The sequence below is a fragment of the Ignavibacteria bacterium genome, from assembly GCA_016707005.1.
GTDB lineage: Bacteria > Bacteroidota > Ignavibacteria > Kapaibacteriales > Kapaibacteriaceae > UBA10438.
Genome location: JADJIQ010000005.1, coordinates 1,040,586 through 1,061,069 on the forward strand (window position 1 = coordinate 1,040,586; position 20,484 = coordinate 1,061,069).

The 20,484-nt window shown below is 54.7% G+C and carries 18 protein-coding genes; 12 read left to right on the top strand and 6 right to left on the bottom strand.

Annotation, left to right across the window (positions count from 1 at the left end; translation table 11 throughout):
- Positions 1 to 30: 30 nt before the first annotated feature.
- On the bottom strand, positions 31 to 636 hold the full coding sequence (locus IPI29_12720) for an adenylate kinase (protein ID MBK7413408.1): 606 nt from the start codon (positions 634 to 636) through the stop codon (positions 31 to 33).
- Positions 567 to 1,691 (bottom strand): DUF1624 domain-containing protein, encoded by a 1,125-nt coding sequence (locus IPI29_12725; protein MBK7413409.1) that lies wholly within the window; start codon positions 1,689 to 1,691, stop codon positions 567 to 569. Before IPI29_12725 ends, IPI29_12720 begins: the two co-directional genes overlap by 70 nt.
- 163 nt (positions 1,692 to 1,854) lie before the next feature.
- Here IPI29_12725 and IPI29_12730 point away from each other — a divergent pair, with 163 nt between their 5' ends.
- Genes IPI29_12730 through IPI29_12740 form a run of 3 tightly spaced genes read left to right on the top strand, consistent with a single transcriptional unit; the run spans position 1,855 to position 5,784 of the window.
- The gene (locus IPI29_12730) at positions 1,855 to 3,417 is read left to right on the top strand and encodes a Ppx/GppA family phosphatase (protein ID MBK7413410.1); all 1,563 of its coding nucleotides are present in this window, start codon (positions 1,855 to 1,857) and stop codon (positions 3,415 to 3,417) included.
- Between the two features lie 48 nt (positions 3,418 to 3,465).
- Entirely contained in the window at positions 3,466 to 5,019 is a 1,554-nt protein-coding gene (locus tag IPI29_12735; GenBank protein ID MBK7413411.1) for a trypsin-like peptidase domain-containing protein, read from the top strand.
- Between the two features lie 21 nt (positions 5,020 to 5,040).
- Positions 5,041 to 5,784 carry a hypothetical protein gene (locus IPI29_12740; protein ID MBK7413412.1) on the top strand — a complete coding sequence of 248 codons (744 nt, stop codon included), beginning with the start codon at positions 5,041 to 5,043 and terminating at the stop codon, positions 5,782 to 5,784.
- Here IPI29_12740 and IPI29_12745 read toward each other — a convergent pair.
- The 4 genes from IPI29_12745 to IPI29_12760 all read right to left on the bottom strand — a co-directional run bounded on the left by IPI29_12745 (position 5,781) and on the right by IPI29_12760 (position 8,764).
- The gene (locus tag IPI29_12745) at positions 5,781 to 7,682 is read right to left on the bottom strand and encodes a potassium transporter Kup (protein ID MBK7413413.1); all 1,902 of its coding nucleotides are present in this window, start codon (positions 7,680 to 7,682) and stop codon (positions 5,781 to 5,783) included. The genes IPI29_12740 and IPI29_12745 overlap by 4 nt on opposite strands.
- Before the next feature lie 57 nt (positions 7,683 to 7,739).
- Positions 7,740 to 7,967, bottom strand: a complete 228-nt coding sequence (locus IPI29_12750; protein ID MBK7413414.1) for a type II toxin-antitoxin system HicA family toxin — start codon at positions 7,965 to 7,967, stop codon at positions 7,740 to 7,742.
- Entirely contained in the window at positions 7,960 to 8,184 is a 225-nt protein-coding gene (locus IPI29_12755; GenBank protein MBK7413415.1) for a type II toxin-antitoxin system HicB family antitoxin, read from the bottom strand. The genes IPI29_12750 and IPI29_12755 overlap by 8 nt, the downstream gene beginning before the upstream one ends.
- A gap of 67 nt (positions 8,185 to 8,251) precedes the next feature.
- Positions 8,252 to 8,764: a DinB family protein gene (locus IPI29_12760; GenBank protein MBK7413416.1), complete on the bottom strand. Its 513-nt coding sequence runs from the start codon at positions 8,762 to 8,764 to the stop codon at positions 8,252 to 8,254.
- Positions 8,765 to 9,010: 246 nt separating this feature from the next.
- Here IPI29_12760 and IPI29_12765 point away from each other — a divergent pair, with 246 nt between their 5' ends.
- The 9 genes from IPI29_12765 (at position 9,011) to IPI29_12805 (ending at position 20,410) form a co-directional block, all read left to right on the top strand.
- Positions 9,011 to 10,174, top strand: coding sequence for an acyl-CoA dehydrogenase family protein (locus IPI29_12765; GenBank protein MBK7413417.1), 1,164 nt, complete (start codon positions 9,011 to 9,013; stop codon positions 10,172 to 10,174).
- 218 nt (positions 10,175 to 10,392) lie between these two features.
- Entirely contained in the window at positions 10,393 to 10,860 is a 468-nt protein-coding gene (locus tag IPI29_12770; GenBank protein ID MBK7413418.1) for a hypothetical protein, read from the top strand.
- 9 nt (positions 10,861 to 10,869) lie between these two features.
- Entirely contained in the window at positions 10,870 to 12,336 is a 1,467-nt protein-coding gene (gene nusA / locus IPI29_12775) for a transcription termination factor NusA (protein ID MBK7413419.1), read from the top strand.
- Positions 12,337 to 12,347: 11 nt separating this feature from the next.
- Complete coding sequence (gene infB / locus IPI29_12780) at positions 12,348 to 15,425, top strand: translation initiation factor IF-2 (GenBank protein MBK7413420.1); 3,078 nt, start codon at positions 12,348 to 12,350, stop codon at positions 15,423 to 15,425.
- Between the two features lie 2 nt (positions 15,426 to 15,427).
- Positions 15,428 to 15,811 (top strand): 30S ribosome-binding factor RbfA, encoded by a 384-nt coding sequence (gene rbfA / locus IPI29_12785; protein ID MBK7413421.1) that lies wholly within the window; start codon positions 15,428 to 15,430, stop codon positions 15,809 to 15,811.
- Positions 15,792 to 16,538 carry a tRNA pseudouridine(55) synthase TruB gene (gene truB / locus IPI29_12790; protein MBK7413422.1) on the top strand — a complete coding sequence of 249 codons (747 nt, stop codon included), beginning with the start codon at positions 15,792 to 15,794 and terminating at the stop codon, positions 16,536 to 16,538. The genes rbfA and truB overlap by 20 nt, the downstream gene beginning before the upstream one ends.
- Entirely contained in the window at positions 16,535 to 17,494 is a 960-nt protein-coding gene (locus IPI29_12795; protein ID MBK7413423.1) for a bifunctional riboflavin kinase/FAD synthetase, read from the top strand. The genes truB and IPI29_12795 overlap by 4 nt, the downstream gene beginning before the upstream one ends.
- Positions 17,491 to 17,757, top strand: a complete 267-nt coding sequence (gene rpsO / locus IPI29_12800) for a 30S ribosomal protein S15 (GenBank protein MBK7413424.1) — start codon at positions 17,491 to 17,493, stop codon at positions 17,755 to 17,757. Before IPI29_12795 ends, rpsO begins: the two co-directional genes overlap by 4 nt.
- A gap of 172 nt (positions 17,758 to 17,929) precedes the next feature.
- Positions 17,930 to 20,410 (top strand): polyribonucleotide nucleotidyltransferase, encoded by a 2,481-nt coding sequence (locus tag IPI29_12805; protein ID MBK7413425.1) that lies wholly within the window; start codon positions 17,930 to 17,932, stop codon positions 20,408 to 20,410.
- Positions 20,411 to 20,484: the final 74 nt, after the last annotated feature.

A 20,484-nucleotide genomic window follows, 5' to 3' on the forward strand; every position in this document is an offset into this window, starting at 1 on the left:
AGAAATGACTAATGACTGATGACTAATGACTTAGTGACGTGTCAAGCAATTCATCCATTGCTCTACCTGCTGTGGTCGTGTAAAACGCAGAACAGTGAGGTGGCAGTACCGATTCTGTGATAACTCATTGGTAAACTCTCTTCTTCGTTTCCAGTGCGTTGCGACAACCCAGTGGATCAAAGATTCCTTCGACCACACCTTGAGATGCATTCCTGCCTTCTCCACGTTTCCAGCGAAAAGAACTTCCTTTCGTATGATCCTTCGCACTGTCCTTCGCAGCATCCTTGTAAACACGACGATGAATGAAAAGTCGAGCCAGATAACGGTGTCTGCTGCAGACCACACGATGTCTCGAACTTGCTTGTAGTTACCGGCAACGATCCATTGCTCGCTTGCAGTGGCCGCAAGTACTCGCGATCGGAATACCTCGTCGGGAGCTTCTACCCAATCAGGTTCCCAATGGAGATCGTCGAGATCTATGCATTGCGTATGTACACGTGTGGCCAGGCGTTGAGCAAGCGTTGACTTGCCGGCACACGATGTACCGATAACAACAACGCGTTGCACTAGTCCAAACCCAACATCCGGCTGAACGAGAAGTCTGCCGGCAGTACAATGAATGAGATCACCATCCATGCGAGTTGGATGATGAGGATGCGCTGGGCGAGGTCCGGACGTTTCGACTTGAGCGTGTGCCAGATCATCATCAAGGCAACGAATGCTGCAGTGACAATGATCCACACAACGGCTACACCGCCGTAGCCAAGAGTTGATGAACCGTAGATGGACGAGATAACGGACTGCATGGAGCCGTAGACAAAGAGGAGGTGGCCCACGTACATGAAGAGCGACTCGTTGCCGATGGTCTGGAGCATGGTGCCGAGTTTACTTGTACGCATTCGCTGTTCCTGCGTAAAGAGCAGCCCAAGCAACATGAGCGTTCCGCTGATACGGAAGAGATGGAGTCCGGGAGAGGTGCGCCACCACGTATCATCCCATGGCATGGCCGGACCAATGTTCTTGGACAGGAAGATCACAAATGGTCCGATGAGGCCAACCCAGAACATCCACCGCGCTATCCGCCCCTTATCGTTGGACTGCATGAAGAGTCCGGTGATGAAGGCCCCGGCAAAGAGGTAGCTCGACCACGGAAGTAGTGGAAAGGGGCTTTCTTTTGGCCATACACCAGTGGCCCACGTGCAACACATGATTGTGAGAGCAAGAACTCCGTATACCCATGTGGTTCTGCGGAGATCGCCGATAACAAGGTAGACTGTTAGTGCTGCCAACGAGCTGAACACAATGGTCTGCAAAACATCTATCTGTAACCACGGAAGAAGCTCGTCTGCCGAGGCGATCAACAATCTGTCCAGAGAGTAGAAGGGGGCGTGCAGGGAGTAGGCCCACACAAGGATGTAGCCGAGCCGACGCAGGTATACAAAGAGGTCGGACCCAAACGTTCGGTAGGCTTCGCCCTTACGCGAAAGGGCTATCCAGAGTCCGGCCCCGGCACAGAAGATGAACGTAGGTGCCACAAAGCCGTTGGAGATGTTCAGCACGTCGAAGAACCAGCCGATTCGTAGCGAAGGATCAAGCACGACATTTGTCACGTGAACCTGGATCATCCAGATCACGGCAAGCCCCCTTACAACGTCGAGAAATGCGAACCGTTCACCCTTGGCTTTGGCCATCACTATCTCCTGCGGGGGCCACGCCCGGAAAGTCTGCGCAGAAATCCAACGGCCAGACCGGAGAAGACTATGAAGCCCACAACCACGAGTCCGATAATGATAAAGTACCGTTGGAACATGGGCGAAGATACACTTGGTATCTTTGAATACGGAGGACGCAAACGTGGACGAACAATCATCGGCACCAAGTCTCATTGCATCGATCGATGTAGGAACAAACTCGTTCCACATGGTCATTGCCAGCGTTAGCACTCGCGGCGTGCTGCGGATCCATGCTCGCAATAAGGAAATGGTCAGGCTTGGGTCTTCTGCGGGCGACATGAAACGCCTCGCTCCCGATGCGATGGACAGGGGCGTAGCCACAATGAAACGTTTCGCCGCCGAAGCACTTCAACATGGCGTGCATATCCGTGCCGTTGCTACCAGTGCCGTTCGCGAAGCTCTTAACAAGGATGAGTTTGTTCGCAGAGTGATCGATGCAACCGGTGTTGAGATCGAAGTGATCCCGGGCATCGAAGAGGGCAGACTTATCTACGTTGGTGCACTCCACGCCCTGCCGATCCTTGCCAAGCGCACGTTTGTGATCGATATCGGAGGGGGCTCCACAGAAACCGTTATCGGATATCAAGGCGAAGCTGCATTCGTAGACAGTGCAAAGCTTGGTCACATCCGCATGACGAAGCGATTCTTCCCGGATCCAACGATCACAGACTCTCAGGTAGAGGCCTGTCGCAAAGCAATTCGCGGAGAATGGGCGGCCGTCTTCCAATCACTGATCGCCTATGGATTTGAACACGCTGTTGGCTGTTCGGGCACGGTGATGGCGATCGCTGCGATGTCTCTTGCACGCTCCAACAAACGTCTGCCGGAATCTTTGAATGCGATGCGGATCGACCGCAAGGACATCCTTGATGTTGTGGACTCCATTGTGCAGGCGCGTACGCAGGAGGCTCGACTCTCTCTTCCGGGGATGGATCCCAAGCGCGCTGATGTGATCACCGGCGGCGCACTGATCTTGGAGCAGGCCATCATCGGATTGAACATTCAAGAACTCACGATCTCCGGCTATGCCTTGCGAGAGGGGATCGTCTTTGATACGGTTCAAAAACAACGCGATATCGATGAGTATCATCACCTCTCGCATCTTCGGTACCAGAGTGTTGATCATCTCTGTGATCTCTATCGTGTTCGACGCAGACATGCAGAACATGTGAAGAATCTGTGTCTTCGACTCTTCGATGACCTTCATGCTCTGCACAGATTTGGTGACAGAGAACGCGAGCTTTTGGAAGCCGCTGCATTGTTGCATGATGTTGGATATCACATCGCTGCCGATCAGCATCACAAGCACAGCGAATACATCATTCGCAACAGCGCCATGCCGGGATTCACCAACGACGAAGCAGAGATCATTGCCAACATCGCACGGTATCATCGAAAGAGTCACCCCAAGAAGAAACATCCATCCTTTATAGCTCTCAGTGCCGACGAGCAGCGTCTCGTACGTGTTCTCTCTGCCATCCTCCGGATTGGGGAAGGACTGGACAGACGGCAGCAGCAGGTAGTTCAGACCATCCGCGTGAACATCTCCTCCGGCATGCTGGACATCTACCTGGTGGCCCCTACAAGCGTCCCCGATATCGAGCTCTGGGGGGCCGAGCGGCGCAAGGAGTTGATGGAGGAAACCTTCGGTCGGAAGGTGCGACTCCTGGTCCACGCCCACTAAACGGAAAATTTGTTCGTCCCACTTCGCCTGAATCATTGCGGAGTATCTATGTCCAAACGTTCTCTTCTGACAGCCGTGGCCCTCATCGGTGTGGGCATTGTCTTCGGCGTAGTCCTCATGACCTCTTTTGGCGGAAACGCCATTGAAAACCTTTTTGCCGGCGGATCGGAGCTGGGAGCTGGTCAGCCCCCTACCCCTGCCTCTGCGGCGGTGAAGGCCCTTAACGATCAGTTCGTTGCTGTCTCGAGTGCCGTAACGCAGTCTGTTGTCTCGATCGCAGTAAAGACCGAGCGCAAGGCTCCGTCGTCCATGCCAAACGACTTCTTCCGATTCTTCGGTCCCGATGGTGGAGGGGGCGACGAGGAGTTTCAACTCCCTGATGGCGGCGAAGCCAACGGTTCGGGTGTTATCATCTCCCGAGACGGCTATGTGGTGACCAACAACCACGTGGTAGAAGAAGCGAAAGAAGGGGGCATTGTGGTCACCACAAACGACCAAAAGGAGCACAAGGCTCGCTTGGTTGGACGCGACCCGCTCACGGACCTTGCAGTGCTGAAGATCGAAGGCACCTTCATGCCGGCTCACTTTGCCCAACGCGCAGATATCCGTATCGGCGAGTGGGTAGTAGCCGTGGGTAACCCACTGGGTCTGAAGTCAACCGTTACAACAGGTATCGTCTCTGCCATGGGCAGGGGTATCGGCATCGTTGGTACCGACGAACGCACCTTTGAACGCAATCGTTATGCCGTTGAGAATTTCATTCAAACGGATGCAGCGATCAATCCGGGGAACTCCGGTGGCGGACTCTTCAATCTCAACGGCAGTCTTGTCGGCATCAACACGGCCATCGCCTCGCGTACCGGTGTAAATGCCGGCTATGGGTTTGCGATCCCGATCGACATGGTGAAGAGTGTTGCACTCGATCTGATCGACGATGGAAAGATCCAGCGCGGGTACATCGGCGTAGAGATCACCAGTGTGGACGAGGCATCGGCAAAGGCCGTTGGACTCTCAAAGGTAAGCGGTGTAAATGTCAACAAGGTCGTGAAAGGCGGAGCCGCTGAATCTTCCGGACTCGAAGTAGGGGACGTGATCCTTGACGTAGACGGACAGCCGGTGAAGACATCGAATGATCTGCAGAACGAGATCGTATTGCGCAGAGCAGGAGATAAGGTTACGCTGAAGATCTGGCGTGATGGACGCGAGATCTCGAAGTCTGTAACGCTACGTTCGCTCGATAGTGACCGTGATGTTGCGACGAGCGACAGTAAAGCCGGAGAAGCCACCACAAAGGCTGCAGATGAGCCCGTGAATTTCAAGGGGCTTGGCTTTACGGCAAACTCTCTCACAGACGAGCAGACCAGTTCCTTCGGGACAAAACAAGGTGTGTTCATTTCCAAGGTGGATCGCGGTGGTGCAGTGGCCCGACGTGGACTTCGTCCCGGCACAGTGATCCTCAAAGCCGATGGAAAAGAAGTGAATTCTCCGTCGCAGCTTCAACGGATCCTCTCAGCGAAGAAAGCCGGAGACGGCGTGCTCCTCGTGGTGAAAGAATCCGACGGAACGAAACAGGCTATCACTGTTGAAGTTCCTGAGTCGTGATCAACGACGTATCTTTCTGACATGAAGAAGTTCCTCAAGTTCCTTAGCGTCGTCGCCACGATCATCGTGGCGACGACGTTCTCTGTTTCGGCACAGTGGTTCGTTGGCCCTGCCTTTACCTACTCGATAAGCACCGGATTGGGAGAAGACGTAACTGCGTATGGTGCACCTACACGGTTCAACCTTGGCGTGCGCGCAAACAAGGCGCTCGCAAGCACAAGCGAGCTCTACCTTGGTCTGAATTACCGTGTGGAGAACGGCGGATTCATGTCCGCCTTTGTTGCAACACCGGCTATGCGTGTTGGCAAGCTCGACGTGGTTGAACCCGATCCCGGCGCACCGAAGGTGACGTCGACCATCAACACAAGTGCCATCGAGTTGGATTTTGGAATTTCCTTCAAGATCACTGATCTCGACACGAGCGGGTCGAGGTTGATGTTGAACGTTGGTGCCCTCGTTGACAACATCTTCTCTGCCGATCAGACTGATGACTACTCCGCCATCCCTGCCAACGAACTTGGAGAACGGCCCAAGACTGTGAGCGCAGAGTACGCATCACAGTTCGGCTTTGGAGCGCAGCTCGGTGTAAGTCTCATCCTGCCTGTTGGAGATGGTCGTGCCATCTTCGACGTTGGCTACATGGTCCGTCAGCCAACAGAGTTTGACATCCCGAACGCCACCTCCACCACAGCATCGACGCAGGATGTTGGTTGGTTGATCGGCCGAGGATTTCGCCTCGGCCTTGCGTACCAATTCGGCTTCTAGATAGCCACGTGTGATCCCACCTCAAGCGTACGCTTGACGGGGATACCAAAGTATCGAGCAGGTGTTCGAGAGTTGCGATGAAGGAAGACGAAGATCTCCTTTCTCCAACGCGCCATGCCTTCACTGTCCTTCACGGTCAGTGTTTCGTGACCAAGCACGAAGATCGCATCCGTGATATCTACCGGAATGTCGTACTCCGGCAGGTACATCAGGTCATGCATCAGATCGAGCTGATCCATGAATCCATAGGACAGCACCACTTGATACACGCCCTTCTCCATCGGCTTCACTTCGATCCGTTGTGAGAATGGTACACGCGATGCCGTCTTGACATTCACCGAGAGAAGAACGATGGTCTCATGTCGGACGCGGTTATACATCAGATTGCTGATCAGAGCAGGGGGCGCAATACCAACGTATCCGCTCATGTAGAGAGCCGTACCCGGAACATCTTCGTAACGATCGATCTCTTCGTGGATGATATCGAAGATCGGTTTGTTGCGTTTTTCGATCACGTGACGAAGGATCTCTCGTCCCTTGTGCCAAGTGATCATCACCAGAAACGTAGCTGCAGCCATTGCCACAGGAACGTACCCTCCGTCGAGGAACTTCAACATGTTGGCAAGGAGGAAAGAAGCGTCGACGATGAGAAACACAGAGGTGACAGCAAAGGCCGGAGCAAATCCCCAGTTGAAGAGCCGTCGCATGGCGAACCATGCAAGGATGGTAGTAATGACCATCGTAGACGTAACGGCGATACCGTAGGCAGCCGCAAGAGCGCCTGAGCTTCGGAAGGCGATCACTAACACTACGCAGCTGATGAACAGCACCCAGTTCACCGTTGGCATATAGATCTGTCCGCGTTCATCGCTCGACGTATGCATCACCTTCAATCGTGGCAGGTAACCGAGCTGCAAGGCTTGCCACGTAAGCGAATACGCGCCCGAGATCACGGCCTGCGAAGCAATGATGGTTGCGATGGTAGAGACAAGCACCAAAGGCAGCACGCCCCACGATGGAACCATGTGGAAGAACGGGTTGCTCACTGTTGAGGCAACATCGCCTTCGCGGAGGAGGAGAGCCCCTTGACCAAAATATTGGAGGATGAGTCCGGGATAGGCAACATAGAACCAGCCACGAGTGATCGGCGTACGTCCGAAGTGCCCCATGTCTGCGTAGAGTGCTTCGCCACCCGTCACTACAAGGAAGACACTACCCAGAACCACAAAGGCACCAAAGCCATGATCCATAAAGAACTGCACACCATAGACGGGGTTGATGGCGTTGAACACGTCCGGTGTTTGCATGGCACTGATCACACCAAGGGCACCAAGGAGTGCGAACCAGCCAACCATGAATGGACCGAAGATTCGACCAACGCCGCCCGTGCCATACTTCTGGATGCCAAAGAGGACAAGGAGCAGAACGATAGTGATCGGAATGATCCACGGGTGGAGTCCGGGTGCAGCTACCTCAAGACCCTCCACCGCAGAGAGAACGGAGATCGCCGGAGTGATGATGCCATCACCATAGAGCAGGGCCGCGCCAAAGATCCCCATGGCGAAGATGGCGCCCATTTTTGCGAACGATCCTTTTCGTTCACTTACTAATTCCATGAGAGCTAAGATGCCCCCTTCGCCCTTGTTATCGAACCGGGTGATGATCAACAGATACTTCACGCAGATGATGAGCGTGAGTGCCCAGAAGATCAGCGAGAGAATGCCAAGAACCTCAGGTCGCCCGGGCGTGAGGTGATAGTGCGGCGAGAAACATTCTTTGAGGGAGTAGAGGGGGCTGGTGCCGATGTCTCCATAGACAACACCGATAGCACCAACTGTGAGGGCAAGCATCCGTGCACGTGTTGGTGTGCCTTGCTCGCCCGACGTATGGTGGTCCATTGTGGACCTTCATGTTCTGGAACAAAAACGCCCTGTCGGAAACAAGGCGCTTCAAACTTACGGAGCTTTCGTGAAGGTCTCGCGCGGTAGGCCACTTTGTCGTATGATCGATCGCAGTGTACCCGTTGCCAGCTCTTTGTGGAGAGGGACGATCACTGTCACGGTGGTGTCATTCTGGAGGCTCTGAAGCACGGCATGGCTACCCTTATGTCTCACATAGACGAATCCGTGTGATTGAAGGATAGCAACGACGTCAGTTCCAGAAAGGGGTGGAATTCTAGCCAACAAAGATCTCGAAGTGTTTCACGACCGGTACGTTCGAAAGTCTGCGTTGTACCTCGTCGTGGGAAGCAACATCAAGAAATAGGGTTACTGCCTCGCGAAGATTGACATCGGCCTCTTCGAGTGATACTCCCTGGCTCGCAATATCGAACTCGAGGCATGTAGCGACCCAAACGTCGCCATCCCGTTCAATGATGCTGGTAAGCGGATATCTTGGCATTTGAAATCCATTCTAAGAATGGTTTGTTACAGTCTTCGTGTATTCTGTGGATCAAAACGTGACGTTTCTAACTGACCCCGTAGCGTTCTCGTAGGATCCTGAGGTGATGTACGGTATGTCCTGCGATCGTCCAGATGATGGCGCGGGGAGTGATGGGTTTCCCGTTGGCGATGCCGATGCGCGAAACGTCTTCCTCGCTCAAGGAGGCAAACAGGCAAATGTTGGCATCCCGGAGATGGAACCACTCATCCATGATGCTCTTGAGGGGGCGTTTATCAAAGAGAGCATTTGCCACATAGGTGTTTTCGTCGAAGCCGGGAATGGGCTGTTCCTCGCCCCGTGCAATACACAATGCACGTGTGCCGAAGATCCGTTCGGCATCCAAAAGATGTCCGATGACCTCCTTGATGCTCCACTTTCCGTCTTCATAACGGTACCGAGCGCGATCGTCATCCAGAACGGCAGCAAAAGCCGCCATTTCCTCACGCTGACCGTCCAGCGTGGACATTACATCGTCTTCTTCTACCTGATCCACGTATTGCTCGTAATACGCAGGGAACTCGTGCGCAGCAGGTCGCATTGTACACTCCTCTACCGTGACTCCACCCCGAGGTCAATATACAGTTAGTCAGTTACAGAGTTACGCAGTTACTCAGTTACGGGGTTACTGGGTTACGGGGTTACTGGGTTACGGGGTTACAGGGTTACGGGGTTACTGGGTTACGGGGTTGCGGGGTTACGGGGTTTGTGATGGTGGGATTCCGTAATCTTGTAACCGAGTAACCGAGTAACCGAGTAACCGAGTAACCGAGTAACTGAGACTCCAATGTTTACACACCCAGACTATTACAACATCGACGAGCTCCTCACTGAGGAGGAGAAACTTGTACGTCAGACCGTTCGGGACTTCGTTGACAACGAGATCCTGCCGATCATTGAGCACAGCGCTCGGGAGGGTGTGTTTCCGCTCCATTTGGTCAAGAAGATGGCGGAGATCGGCCTGTTTGGGATCACCCTGCCCCCTGAATATGGCGGAGCGGGGATGAACTACATGTGTTATGGGTTGGCCATGCAGGAGCTTGAGCGCGGCGATTCCGGGATCCGGTCTTTTGCCTCGGTCCAAAGCTCCCTGGTGATGTACCCCATTTACACGTACGGTTCCGAAGAGCAGAAGCAGAAGTGGCTCCCTCGCCTTGCAGCGGGTGATGCGATCGGGTGTTTCGGACTCACAGAGCCGGATGCCGGATCCAACCCTTCGGCCATGGTCACGAACGCCAAGAAGGTAGATGGCGGATTCATCCTCAACGGCGCCAAAATGTGGATCACCAACGGCACCCTGGCCGATGTGGCCGTTGTCTGGGCAAAGCTGGATGGGGTGGTAAGGGGCTTCTTGGTCGAAAAAGGCATGAAGGGCTTTACGGCGCCGGAAATGAAGGGTAAGCACTCGCTACGGGCTTCGGTAACGTCGGAATTGGTCTTCCAGGACGTTTTTCTACCAGAAGAGAACATTCTACCGGGCGTGGAAGGTCTCCGCGGACCGTTGTCGTGCCTGACCCAGGCGCGGTACGGCATCTCCTGGGGCGTGGTTGGTGCAGCTATGTCGTGTTATGACTCTTCCCTGAACTACGCCAAGAGCCGTATCGCCTTTGACAGGCCGATCGCCGGATTCCAGCTTATCCAGGACAAACTCGTTTGGATGCTCAATGAGATCACGAAGGCCCAGCTGCTGTGCTGGCGTCTCGCTAAGATCAAAGAAAACAACACCTTACGACCACAACACGTATCCCTGGCCAAGCGCAATAACTGCGAAATGGCCCTCACCATCGCCCGTATGAGTCGCGAGATCCACGGTGCCAACGGCATTCTGGATGAATATCCTGTGATGCGTCACGCTGCCAACCTAGAGTCTGTAAAGACCTATGAAGGCACCCATGAAATGCACACCCTGATCATTGGTCAGGACATTACGGGGATTTCAGCCTTCAGTTGAACAGCGAACAGTGAACAGCGAACAGCGAATAGCGACGGTAAAGGCACGGCATGCCGTGCCCCAATGACCACCAACAGCGAATGGGTGGATGTGGATAAATCTTTGGGGGCAGGTCGCTGTTCGCTGATCGCTCCTTATATTTGTGACTGCGATGAAGGGTGGGCTTTTTCAGAGCCCACTTTTTGTTTTTGGCAACGACTCACTAATGACGGAGATCTGTGAAGGAGAACCTGCCGGAATCGATCCGGACCGCGATCAACGATGCCTGCATCGAAGCGGGGGTTATTCTCATAGACGTAGTGGTTCGAGGTCAAGCGGCGCAATTGGTAGTGGACATCTTCATTGATACCCCCGAGGGCATCACCCACGATCATTGCCGGGCCGTTAGCCGCGGCTTGGACGAACGGCTGGAGAACGACGAATTCGCCGGCCGCCTTCGGGCGGTCGATGTGTCTTCGCCCGGAGCTGACGCTCCGGTGAAGCATCTATGGCAATTGACAAAAAGTGTCGGCAGAACGGTGCGCGTGGTTCATAGCACCGACGGCTCGATCATCGAGGGCACGCTTATGCGGGTTGATGATGAGGGTCTGGACGTTCAGCCGGTGCAATCAAAGAAGGATCCCAAGCCCCTTGTTACGCTTCACGCAGCGGACATCAAAGAGGCAAGGGTGGTGATTAAGATCTAGGACGAAATCATGGCACGCCGTAAGGTCAAACAACAGGTCGATAACAAGAAGCTCATCATCGAAGCCTTCAATGAGATGGCGCGTGAAAAGAGTATTGATCGCGACCTCTTGCAAGGCATCGTTGAAGAGACGTTGTCTGCGATGGTGCGTAAGAAGTATGGTTTGGAATCAAACTTCGACATCATCGTGAACATGGAGAAGGGTGACATCGAGATCTACCTCATGCGAGAGATCGTTGAGGAAGTAGAGAACGCCGAACTCCAGATCTCAGCAGAAGAGTACACCGAGAAGACGGGCGAAGCTCCGGTGATCGGCGATGAATACATCGAAGAGATCACGCTCGAGAACATCGCGGACTCCTTTGGTCGGCGCCTTATCGCACAGGCTATTCAGAATCTCAACCAGCGTATTCGCGACGTTGAGAAGGATAACATCTACGAAGAGTATGCCAAGCGTGTTGGTGAGATCATCATCGGCGAGATCTATCAAGTACGCCCGAACAATGTACTTGTGATGCACAACAAGGTTGAGATGCGCCTTCCTCGCGAAGAGCAGATCCCTACGGAGCGTCTCAAGAAGAATCAGCAAGTAAAGGCCATTCTCAAGGAAGTTCGTCGCTCCGGCGGCGCAACGGGTCTTCCGGACCTCATCCTTTCGCGTGCAGACGATTCCTACATGGCGCGTCTGTTCGAGCAAGAGATCCCCGAGATCTATGACGGCATCATTGAGATCCGTGCAATTGCACGTGAACCAGGTGAGCGCGCAAAGGTGGCGGTAACGTCATTCGATGAGCGTGTGGATCCGGTTGGCGCTTGCGTCGGTATGAAGGGTATTCGTATCCATTCTATCGTGCGTGAACTTGGAAACGAGAACATCGACATCATCGAATACACGGAAGATCCGCGTCTGTTCATTGCTCGTGCGCTTTCGCCGGCAAAGGTTCGTGACGTACAGATCTCGCAGGATGGTCACCAAGCAACGGTGATCGTGCCGGACGATCAAGTCTCTCTTGCCATTGGCAAGCAAGGTCAGAACGTCCGCCTCGCATCGAAACTCACAGGCTACTCGCTGTCTCTTGTGAAGGAAGGCGCGGAGGACATCGAACTCATCGAGTTCCGTGATGAGATCGGTCGCGACGTCTTCGATCAACTCATTCAGGCTGGCGTCGATACCGCCCGTGAGTTCCTTGAGGCAGAGCCGGCGATGCTGCTGGCCATCGCACCGAAGGAGAAGATCGTGCGCATCCGCACGGTGATGCTCGAAGAATTTGAAGAACGTGAGAACCAAGACTACCTCGTTGCCCTGGATGAAGCTGCAACAGCAGCTGAGCTGGGAGAAGAGGCGGTTGAGGTAGCAGAAGACATCGCCGAATCGTATGCCGAGGACACACCGGAAGTGTACGAGCCGAGCGAAGAAGAAGCCCCGTCTGATACTGAAGTGGTATCTGAAGACGGAGACGAACAGGCAGCGGAATAACAGAAGGGTGTATGGCTGGGTCCACTGGAAATAAGCTATTTAAGATCGCAAGTCAGATCAACATCGGTCGCGACGCGATCGTGGAATATCTTGCCTCGAAGGGTCATAAGATCGAGAACAAGGCTACCACGGTTCTGTCCGATGAGCAGTCTGATCTCGTCATCGAAAAGTTTGCGAAAGAACTCAAGACCGCGCAGAAACAGCGCGAGAAGGTTCAACGCCAACAACAGGTGCGCAAGACTCAACTTGAGCAGGGCAGCGCCGTTTCGATCGACACCATCGCGGAAGCACACGAGCGTGAGCGTGAGATCGAAGAGCGCCTTGAGCGCCCTGCCGATTCCCACACGGAAGAGACGCCACAGGTAGAAGCAGCCGCACCGGTCGCTCCGCCTCCTGCAGCTCCGGTCGTAGTTGCAGAAGCACCGGCAGCACCCGTTGTTGCAGAAGTGCCCGAACCACCAACAGCTCCAGAAGCTGCTCCCGTTGTTGCTGAAACACCGGCACCGGCAGCAGTTCCTGAACCTGTTCCTACCCCAGCGCCAGAACCGGAATCAACCGGTCCTGCAGTTGGAGCGGTGATCGACCTGAGCGCCATCGGCAAGCCGAAGGAAGAGCCAAAGCCAACACCGCCACCACTGCCGAAACAGACTGCGAAGTCCACCCCTCCGTCAAAGGCAGTTCCTGCACCGGCAGCCCCAGTGGCTCCTCCGGTCGCAGAAGAAGCCGCTCCCGCAGAGGCCGCTGCACCTGTTGAAGGTGAAGCGCCAGCAGCTGCCGGAGAAGAAGGTGACGGAACAAAGGCAAAACGCAAGCGCAAGGGCGTGATCGAAGTCGAATACAAGCCGGGCGGAAACGCTCAGCTTCGCGGACTTACCGTACTTGGGAAGATCGATCTTACGCCGAAGGCGCCACCGCGTCCGAAGCGTAATGAGCGAGGACCTGCCGGACGCGAAGGCGGACCGCGCGGTGCGATCGGCGATCAATTGGCTGCACGCGGCAAGGGCCCGGGTCAAGGTCAAGGCGGATCAGCCACAGGCGGCAGCGCCGGCGGCGGATTCAGCACGAACCGTCCACCACGGCCGGGCGGCGGCGGACCAACAAGTCCGGGACTCGGACAATCTGCAGCAGCAAAGAAAGCAGCAGACAAAAAGCGTAAGGCACCGGTCAAGGGCATGCGCACGCAGGTCTCTGACTCGGATGTGGAACGCGCGATCAGGCAGACGCTCTCCGGAATGGAACTCAATCCAACGGGTGGACGTGCCAAGCTTCGCCAACGCAAGCGCATGGAGCGCGAGGAAAAAGCTGCGATCCGTCAAGAAGAAAGAGCTCGCGAAGACAATACGCTTCGCTTGTCAGAATTCGTGACAACGGCTGACCTTGCGAACATGATGCGCGTTACGGCATCAGACATCATCATGAAATGTATGAGCCTTGGTTTGATGGTATCCATCAACCAACGTCTCGATAAGGACACGATCACCCTCATCGCATCCGACTATGGATACGAAGTGTCGTTCCTTGATGATCAATCCGAACAGGATGTGGAAGACGATGTTGATGCAGAGGAAACACTGCGTCCACGCTCGCCGATCGTAACGATCATGGGCCACGTTGACCACGGTAAAACATCGTTGTTGGACCACATCCGCAATGCGAACGTTGTTGCCGGCGAAGCCGGCGGTATCACGCAGCACATCGGCGCCTATCGTGTAGAGACAGATTCCGGTCGCTCTATCACGTTCCTTGATACACCTGGTCACGAAGCCTTTACAGCCATGCGTGCCCGCGGTGCTCAGGTCACAGACATCGTGGTGCTCGTTGTTGCTGCCGATGATAGTGTGATGCCTCAAACGATCGAGGCTATTTCGCACGCGCAAGCTGCGAACGTGCCGATCGTTGTTGCCATCAACAAGGTGGATCGTCCGGAGTCAAACCCGGATCGTATCCGCCAACAACTCGCAGATCACGGTGTTCTTGTTGAAGACTGGGGCGGTAAGTATCAAGTAGCAGAGATCTCTGCCAAGCTTGGTACGAACATCCCTCAGCTTCTCGAGAAGATCCTCCTCGAAGCCGACATCCTTGAACTCAAGGCCAACCCCGATCGCAACGCTCGTGCAACGGTCATCGAAGCACACGTTGATAAGGGGCGTGGTAATGTTGTGACGGTCATCGTGCAAAAGGGTACACTCAACGTAGGCGACATCTTCGTCTGCGGTCAGTTTGCCGGACGCGTGCGAGCCATGTTCGATGAACGTGGTAATCGTATGGACTCTGCCGGACCATCCATGCCTGCTCAGGTCACCGGTTTCGACGGATTGCCGAACTCCGGAGACATCCTCTACGAAATGGAAACGGATGCCGAAGCCCGCGATGTGGCAACACGTCGCCAGCAGCTTCGCCGCGAACAGCAGTTCCGCGGTATGCGTCACATGACACTCGACGATATCTCAGCGCAGATCCAACAGGGTGGCGTGAAGGAACTCCGACTGATCGTTCGTGCAGACGTGAGCGGTTCGGTGGAAGCTCTCTCCGATTCGTTGCAGAAACTGTCAACACCGGAAGTAAAGGTACACATCATCTTCAAGGCTGTTGGTGCGATCACCGAGAGCGACGTAATGCTTGCATCGGCCTCCGATGCCGTCATCGTCGGCTTCCAAGTGAACACCTCGCCGGCCGCTCGCAAGGTTGCCGAAGCAGAGAATGTGGATGTTCGCCTCTACTCCATCATCTACGACTGTATCAACGAAGTTCAGCTCGCTCTCGAAGGTATGCTCACTCCTGACATCAAGGAAGAGATCACCTCCGGCGTTGAAGTTCGCGCGATCTTCAAGATCAGCAAACTCGGAACCATCGCGGGCTGTTACGTCCTCACAGGCAAGATCACGCGGAACGACAAGGTGCGCGTCCTGCGCGACGGATTTGAGATCTTCAAGGGAACTCTCTCCTCGCTCAAGCGCGTCAAGGATGACGTTCGCGAAGTGGATGCCGGCTACGAGTGCGGTATCGCACTCAACGGCTTCAATGACCTCGAAGTAGGGGACATCATTGAAGGCTACAAGACAATTGAAGTGAAACGGAAGTTGTCCTGACCGTGTCGATTCGAACCGAAAGAGTGGCGGGCGAGATCCAGAAAGCCCTGGCAGCGCCCCTTCGATCGATCTCTGAAGAGATCTCGGCGGGATTTATCACCGTTACGGAGGTCCGGCTCTCACCGGATCTTCAAACAGCGCGTGTCTATCTCAGCGTGTTCGGAGGAAAGCGTTCGCCGGCCGAAGTGCTCGATCATATCGAACAACACGAGTCCGGCAGATTGCGTCACCAACTCTCAAAGGCTGTGCGTCTGCGGTATGCACCACAACTGCGGTTCTATATCGACGATTCACTCGATCGCGCTCAACGCATCGAGGCATTGCTCGATAGTGTGAAACCGAAGGACGAAGAAGCTCCGGCTGACGGTGAACAACATGACGAATGACAGACCGCTCTTGGACCGAACATCGCTCGGTGATCTTGATGTGTGGTTGGAATCAGCTCGAACAGACGGTGCGATAGCGCTCATTGACAAAGAAACAGACTGGACATCATTCGACTGTGTTGCGAAACTTCGCGGCCTCACACGAGTGAAAAGAGTGGGCCACGCCGGTACACTCGATCCTCTCGCTACGGGGCTCCTGGTGATCTGCTTCGGCAAGGCTACCAAGGATATCGCAACGCTTCAGGATGATGACAAGGTGTATGACGTACAGGTCACACTCGGTGCAACGTCAACTACAGACGATAGCGCGGGAGAGATCACAGACGTACAGAATGTACACCAACTCACTGATGCCGAGATCCTCGCAGCTCTGCTGGGATTCAAGGGAACGATAGACCAAACGCCCCCTGCCTACAGCGCAGTGAAACATCAAGGCAGACGTCAGTACGATCTCGCACGCGAGGGCAAGGAGTTCACTCCGAAGTCGCGTCAGGTAACGATCCACTCCATCAGCAACGTTGTCATCAACTGGCCGGTGGTCTCCTGTACGATCCACTGCACAAAGGGAACCTACATCAGGTCCATTGCACGTGACCTCGGTGATAGACTCGGCTGTGGTGGCTACGTAACAGCATTGCGAAGGACTCGTAGTGGCGGCTTTAGTGTGGAGCATGCACTTCGTATCGATGACGTACGCGCAGCCATCCAAGAGAAGGCGGTTGTATGAAGGTGGTGCGATTCGGTGTGGATGGTATCCCGTACAACGCCAAGACGGCGATCACCGTTGGTACGTTCGACGGTGTGCACTGTGGACACCAAGGCATCTTCTCTCGCATGAGAGCCGTTGCCGCGGAGAACAACGAACGCACGGTTGTTGTCACATTCGATCCGCACCCGCAGATCGTCTTGGCAAAGCAAGATCGAGAACCACTTCGTCTGCTCACATCGATCGATGAACGCTGCGAGCTTATGGAGAAGGCAGGGATCGATCTCGTCGTAGTGATCGAGTTCTCAAAAGAATTCGCCGCAATGTCTGCAGAACAGTTCATCCGATCGGTCATCGTTGAAACGATCGGTGTACAACACTTCTTCATTGGTCACGACCATTCCTTTGGCAAGGATCGTGGCGGTAATGAAGAGCTGTTGCAACAGCTTGGACACGAATTGAATTTTATGGTGGAAGGCATCCCGCCGCTGGTGTGCAACGATATCGTTGTCAGCAGCACAAAGGTTCGCGCCGCCGTAAAAACAGGCAACGTAGAAGAAGCACACTCAATGCTTGGCAGACCATATGCCGTGCATGGGGTTGTGGTGAAAGGTGATGGCAGGGGGCGATCCCTTGGTATCCCAACCGCAAATGTGCAACCATTGGACAACGCAAAACTGCTGCCCGCCATTGGTATCTACGTTGTGTCGTCCGTGATCGAAGGTCGCACCTGCATTGGCATGGCCAGTATTGGTGTACGGCCAATGTTCACAACGGACACTGTGCCGACGCTTGAGGTGAACTACCTCGACATCGACATGGACCTGTATGGAAGAACGCTCAATGTGGAGTTTCATACGAGACTGCGCAACGAGGAGAACTATTCAACCGTGGACGAGCTTCTTGCTCAACTTGAAATTGACAGAACACAAACACGCATGTATCAACAACACATCATTGAACGGAGTAACTCATGATCTCCAAAGAACGCAAGGCCGAGATCGTGCAAGCGCACGGCGGCACAGACAGCAATACCGGTAAGCCGGAAGTGCAGATCGCACTTTTGACGGAACACATCAAGGCTCTCTCCGGTCACTGCGAAACTCATCGCAAGGATCACCACTCACGTCGTGGCCTTATCATGCTCGTGGCCAAGCGGAAGAACTTGCTGGGGTATCTTCAAAAGAACAACATTCAGCGCTACCGCGAGATTCTCGCAGCACTCGGACTTCGCAAGTAAAACACATGGACGACGGCGCTTCTGGCGCCGTCGTCTGTTTCTGATCGAGGGTACAGAGATACCCATTCTTCGGCATCGTGACACTCTTTGTCAAGGGGCTTTATGGTAAGCCCCACGACAAGGAGTGATGGATGATCGCGATGCCCACCACCCAATTAATTGTAGGTTTTTCATGCATACGGTCAAAAAGACCATCAATGGCAAAGAACTCTCGTTAGAAACGGGACGCTTTGCCAAGCTCTCCGCGGGGTCCGTCATGGTCCGCTACGGAGACACTATGGTTCTGGTAGCAGCGAACTCCGCTGCTGAACCAAAGCCAGATCTCGACTTCCTCCCACTCACGTGTGAGTACCGCGAGAAACAAGCTTCATCGGGCAAGATCCCGGGCGGATTCTTCCGTCGAGAAGCACGTCCATCGAACAAGGAGATCCTCGCATCTCGTTTGATGGATCGCCCCCTTCGCCCACTCTTCCCAAAAGACTGGCGTAGCGAGATCCAAGTGATCGGTACGGTCTATTCGTACGATCTGGAGAATGAGCCGGACATGCTCGCTGTGATCGGTGCCTCTGCGGCACTTGTAACGAGTGACATCCCGTTCTCGGGTCCGGTCTCTGAAGTACGCGTTTGCCGTGTAGACGGTGAATTCGTTGTCCTCCCTACGTGGTCGCAGATCGAAGCATCTGACCTTGAGATCATCGTTGCGGGTTCCGACACATCCATCGTGATGGTAGAAGGGGCTAGCAAGGAGATCTCCGAGGCCGACTTCGTAGCGGCTATGGAATTCGCACACACGATGATCCGCGAGATCAATGCACTGCAGCGCGAATTGGCAGCACTGGTGAATCCAACCAAGCGCGAAGTAGCTTCAACTGCTCCGCCGGAAGAGATCGTCAGCGCAATCGATGTCGCTATCGCAGATCGCATCCGCAAGCAGATCCGTATCAGCTCTTCGAAGGAAGAACGCAACGCATTCCGCTCTGAAGTGAAGAAGCTCGCAACGGACGCAGCAGCGGCTGTTGTTGCAGCGGACGCAGAGAAATTTGCTGCGATCAAGGTTGATAAGGTTGTGAGCAGCATCGTCAAGAAGATCGAAGCGCGCGAGATGCGCGAAATGATCCTCACAGACGGTGTGCGTCTTGATGGTCGTAAGACCAATGAGATCCGCCCTATCACTGTTGAGACCGGAGTACTGCCACGTCCGCACGGCTCGGCACTCTTCACACGCGGTGAGACGCAGTCTCTCACAACCGTAACTCTCGGAACAAAGAAGAGCGCACAGCTTATTGATGGACTTCGTCCAACGTATGAACTGCGCTACATGCTCCACTATAACTTCCCGCCGTTCTCAACAGGTGAAACGGGTCGTTTTGGATTCACGAGCCGACGCGAAACAGGTCATGGAGACCTTGCAGAGCGCGCACTCGAACCATTCATTCCGAACGAAGCAGAATTCCCGTATACCATTCGTGTTGTGTCGGACGTTCTTGAGTCGAACGGTTCCTCGTCGATGGCAACGGTCTGCGCCGGTTCGCTAGCGCTGTATCATGCCGGTGTGCCAATGACCAATGCGGTCTCCGGTATCGCCATGGGTCTGATCCTTGAAGGTGATCGTTTCGCAGTTCTGAGTGACATCCTCGGAGACGAGGACTTCCTTGGCGATATGGACTTCAAGGTTACGGGCACGATGAACGGCATCACTGCATGCCAAATGGACATCAAGGTCGAAGGTCTGTCGGTAGAGATCATGCGTCAGGCACTTGCCCAAGCGCGTGACGGACGTCTGCACATCCTCGGCATCATGAATGCTCACATGAGCAAGCCAAACGACGATCTGTCGCAGTATGCTCCGAAGCTCACTACGATCATGATCCCAGTAGAGATGATCGGTGCAGTTATCGGACCAGGCGGCGAGATGATCCGCAGCATCTGCAAGGACACGAATACTGAGATCAACATCGAAGACGATGGCTCGATCACGATCGCTGCCATCGATCAGGCAAGTTGTGATGCAGCGATCTCCAAGATCCGCGAGATCACACGTCCGATCGAGATCGACACGGTCTTCACCGGCAAGGTGAAGGAGATCCGCGAAGGTCTTGGTGCATTCATCGAGATCCGTCCGAAGAAGGAAGGCCTCCTGCACATTTCTCAGCTCGACCACCGTCGTGTTGAAAATGTTGGAGACATCCTCAAGGTTGGCGAACTCGTGCAAGTGAAGGTCATCGAAGTGCAGCCCGACGGCAAGGTCCGTCTGTCCCGCAAGGCGCTGATCCCACTGCCGGAAGGCATGGAAGCACAAGAAGAGCGTCCTCGTTCACCACGTCCGCCATACGGCGGTGGTGGCGGTGACCGTGGCGGACGTGGCGGCGGCGACCGTGGTGGCGACCGTGGCGGACGCGGTGGCGGTGACCGTGGCGGCGATCGCTACGGACGCGGTGGTGGTGATCGTGGTGGAGACCGCGGACCACGTGGTCCGCGCGACGAGCGCCCACGTGATGACCGTCCTCGTGAAGACCGTCCGCATGATGATCGTCCACGTGACGAACGTCCTCGTGACGAACGTCCACGTGACGAACGTCCACGTGATGAACGTCCACGCGACGAACAGCCGAGGGAGAAGCCGTCCGGAGATGGTGACTTCTACGTAGGGTAAGTCCCGCTGGCAGCAAAAGGAAATGAAACACGTAGCGCATCAGTCACCTGGTGCGCTACGTTCATTTAACAAAG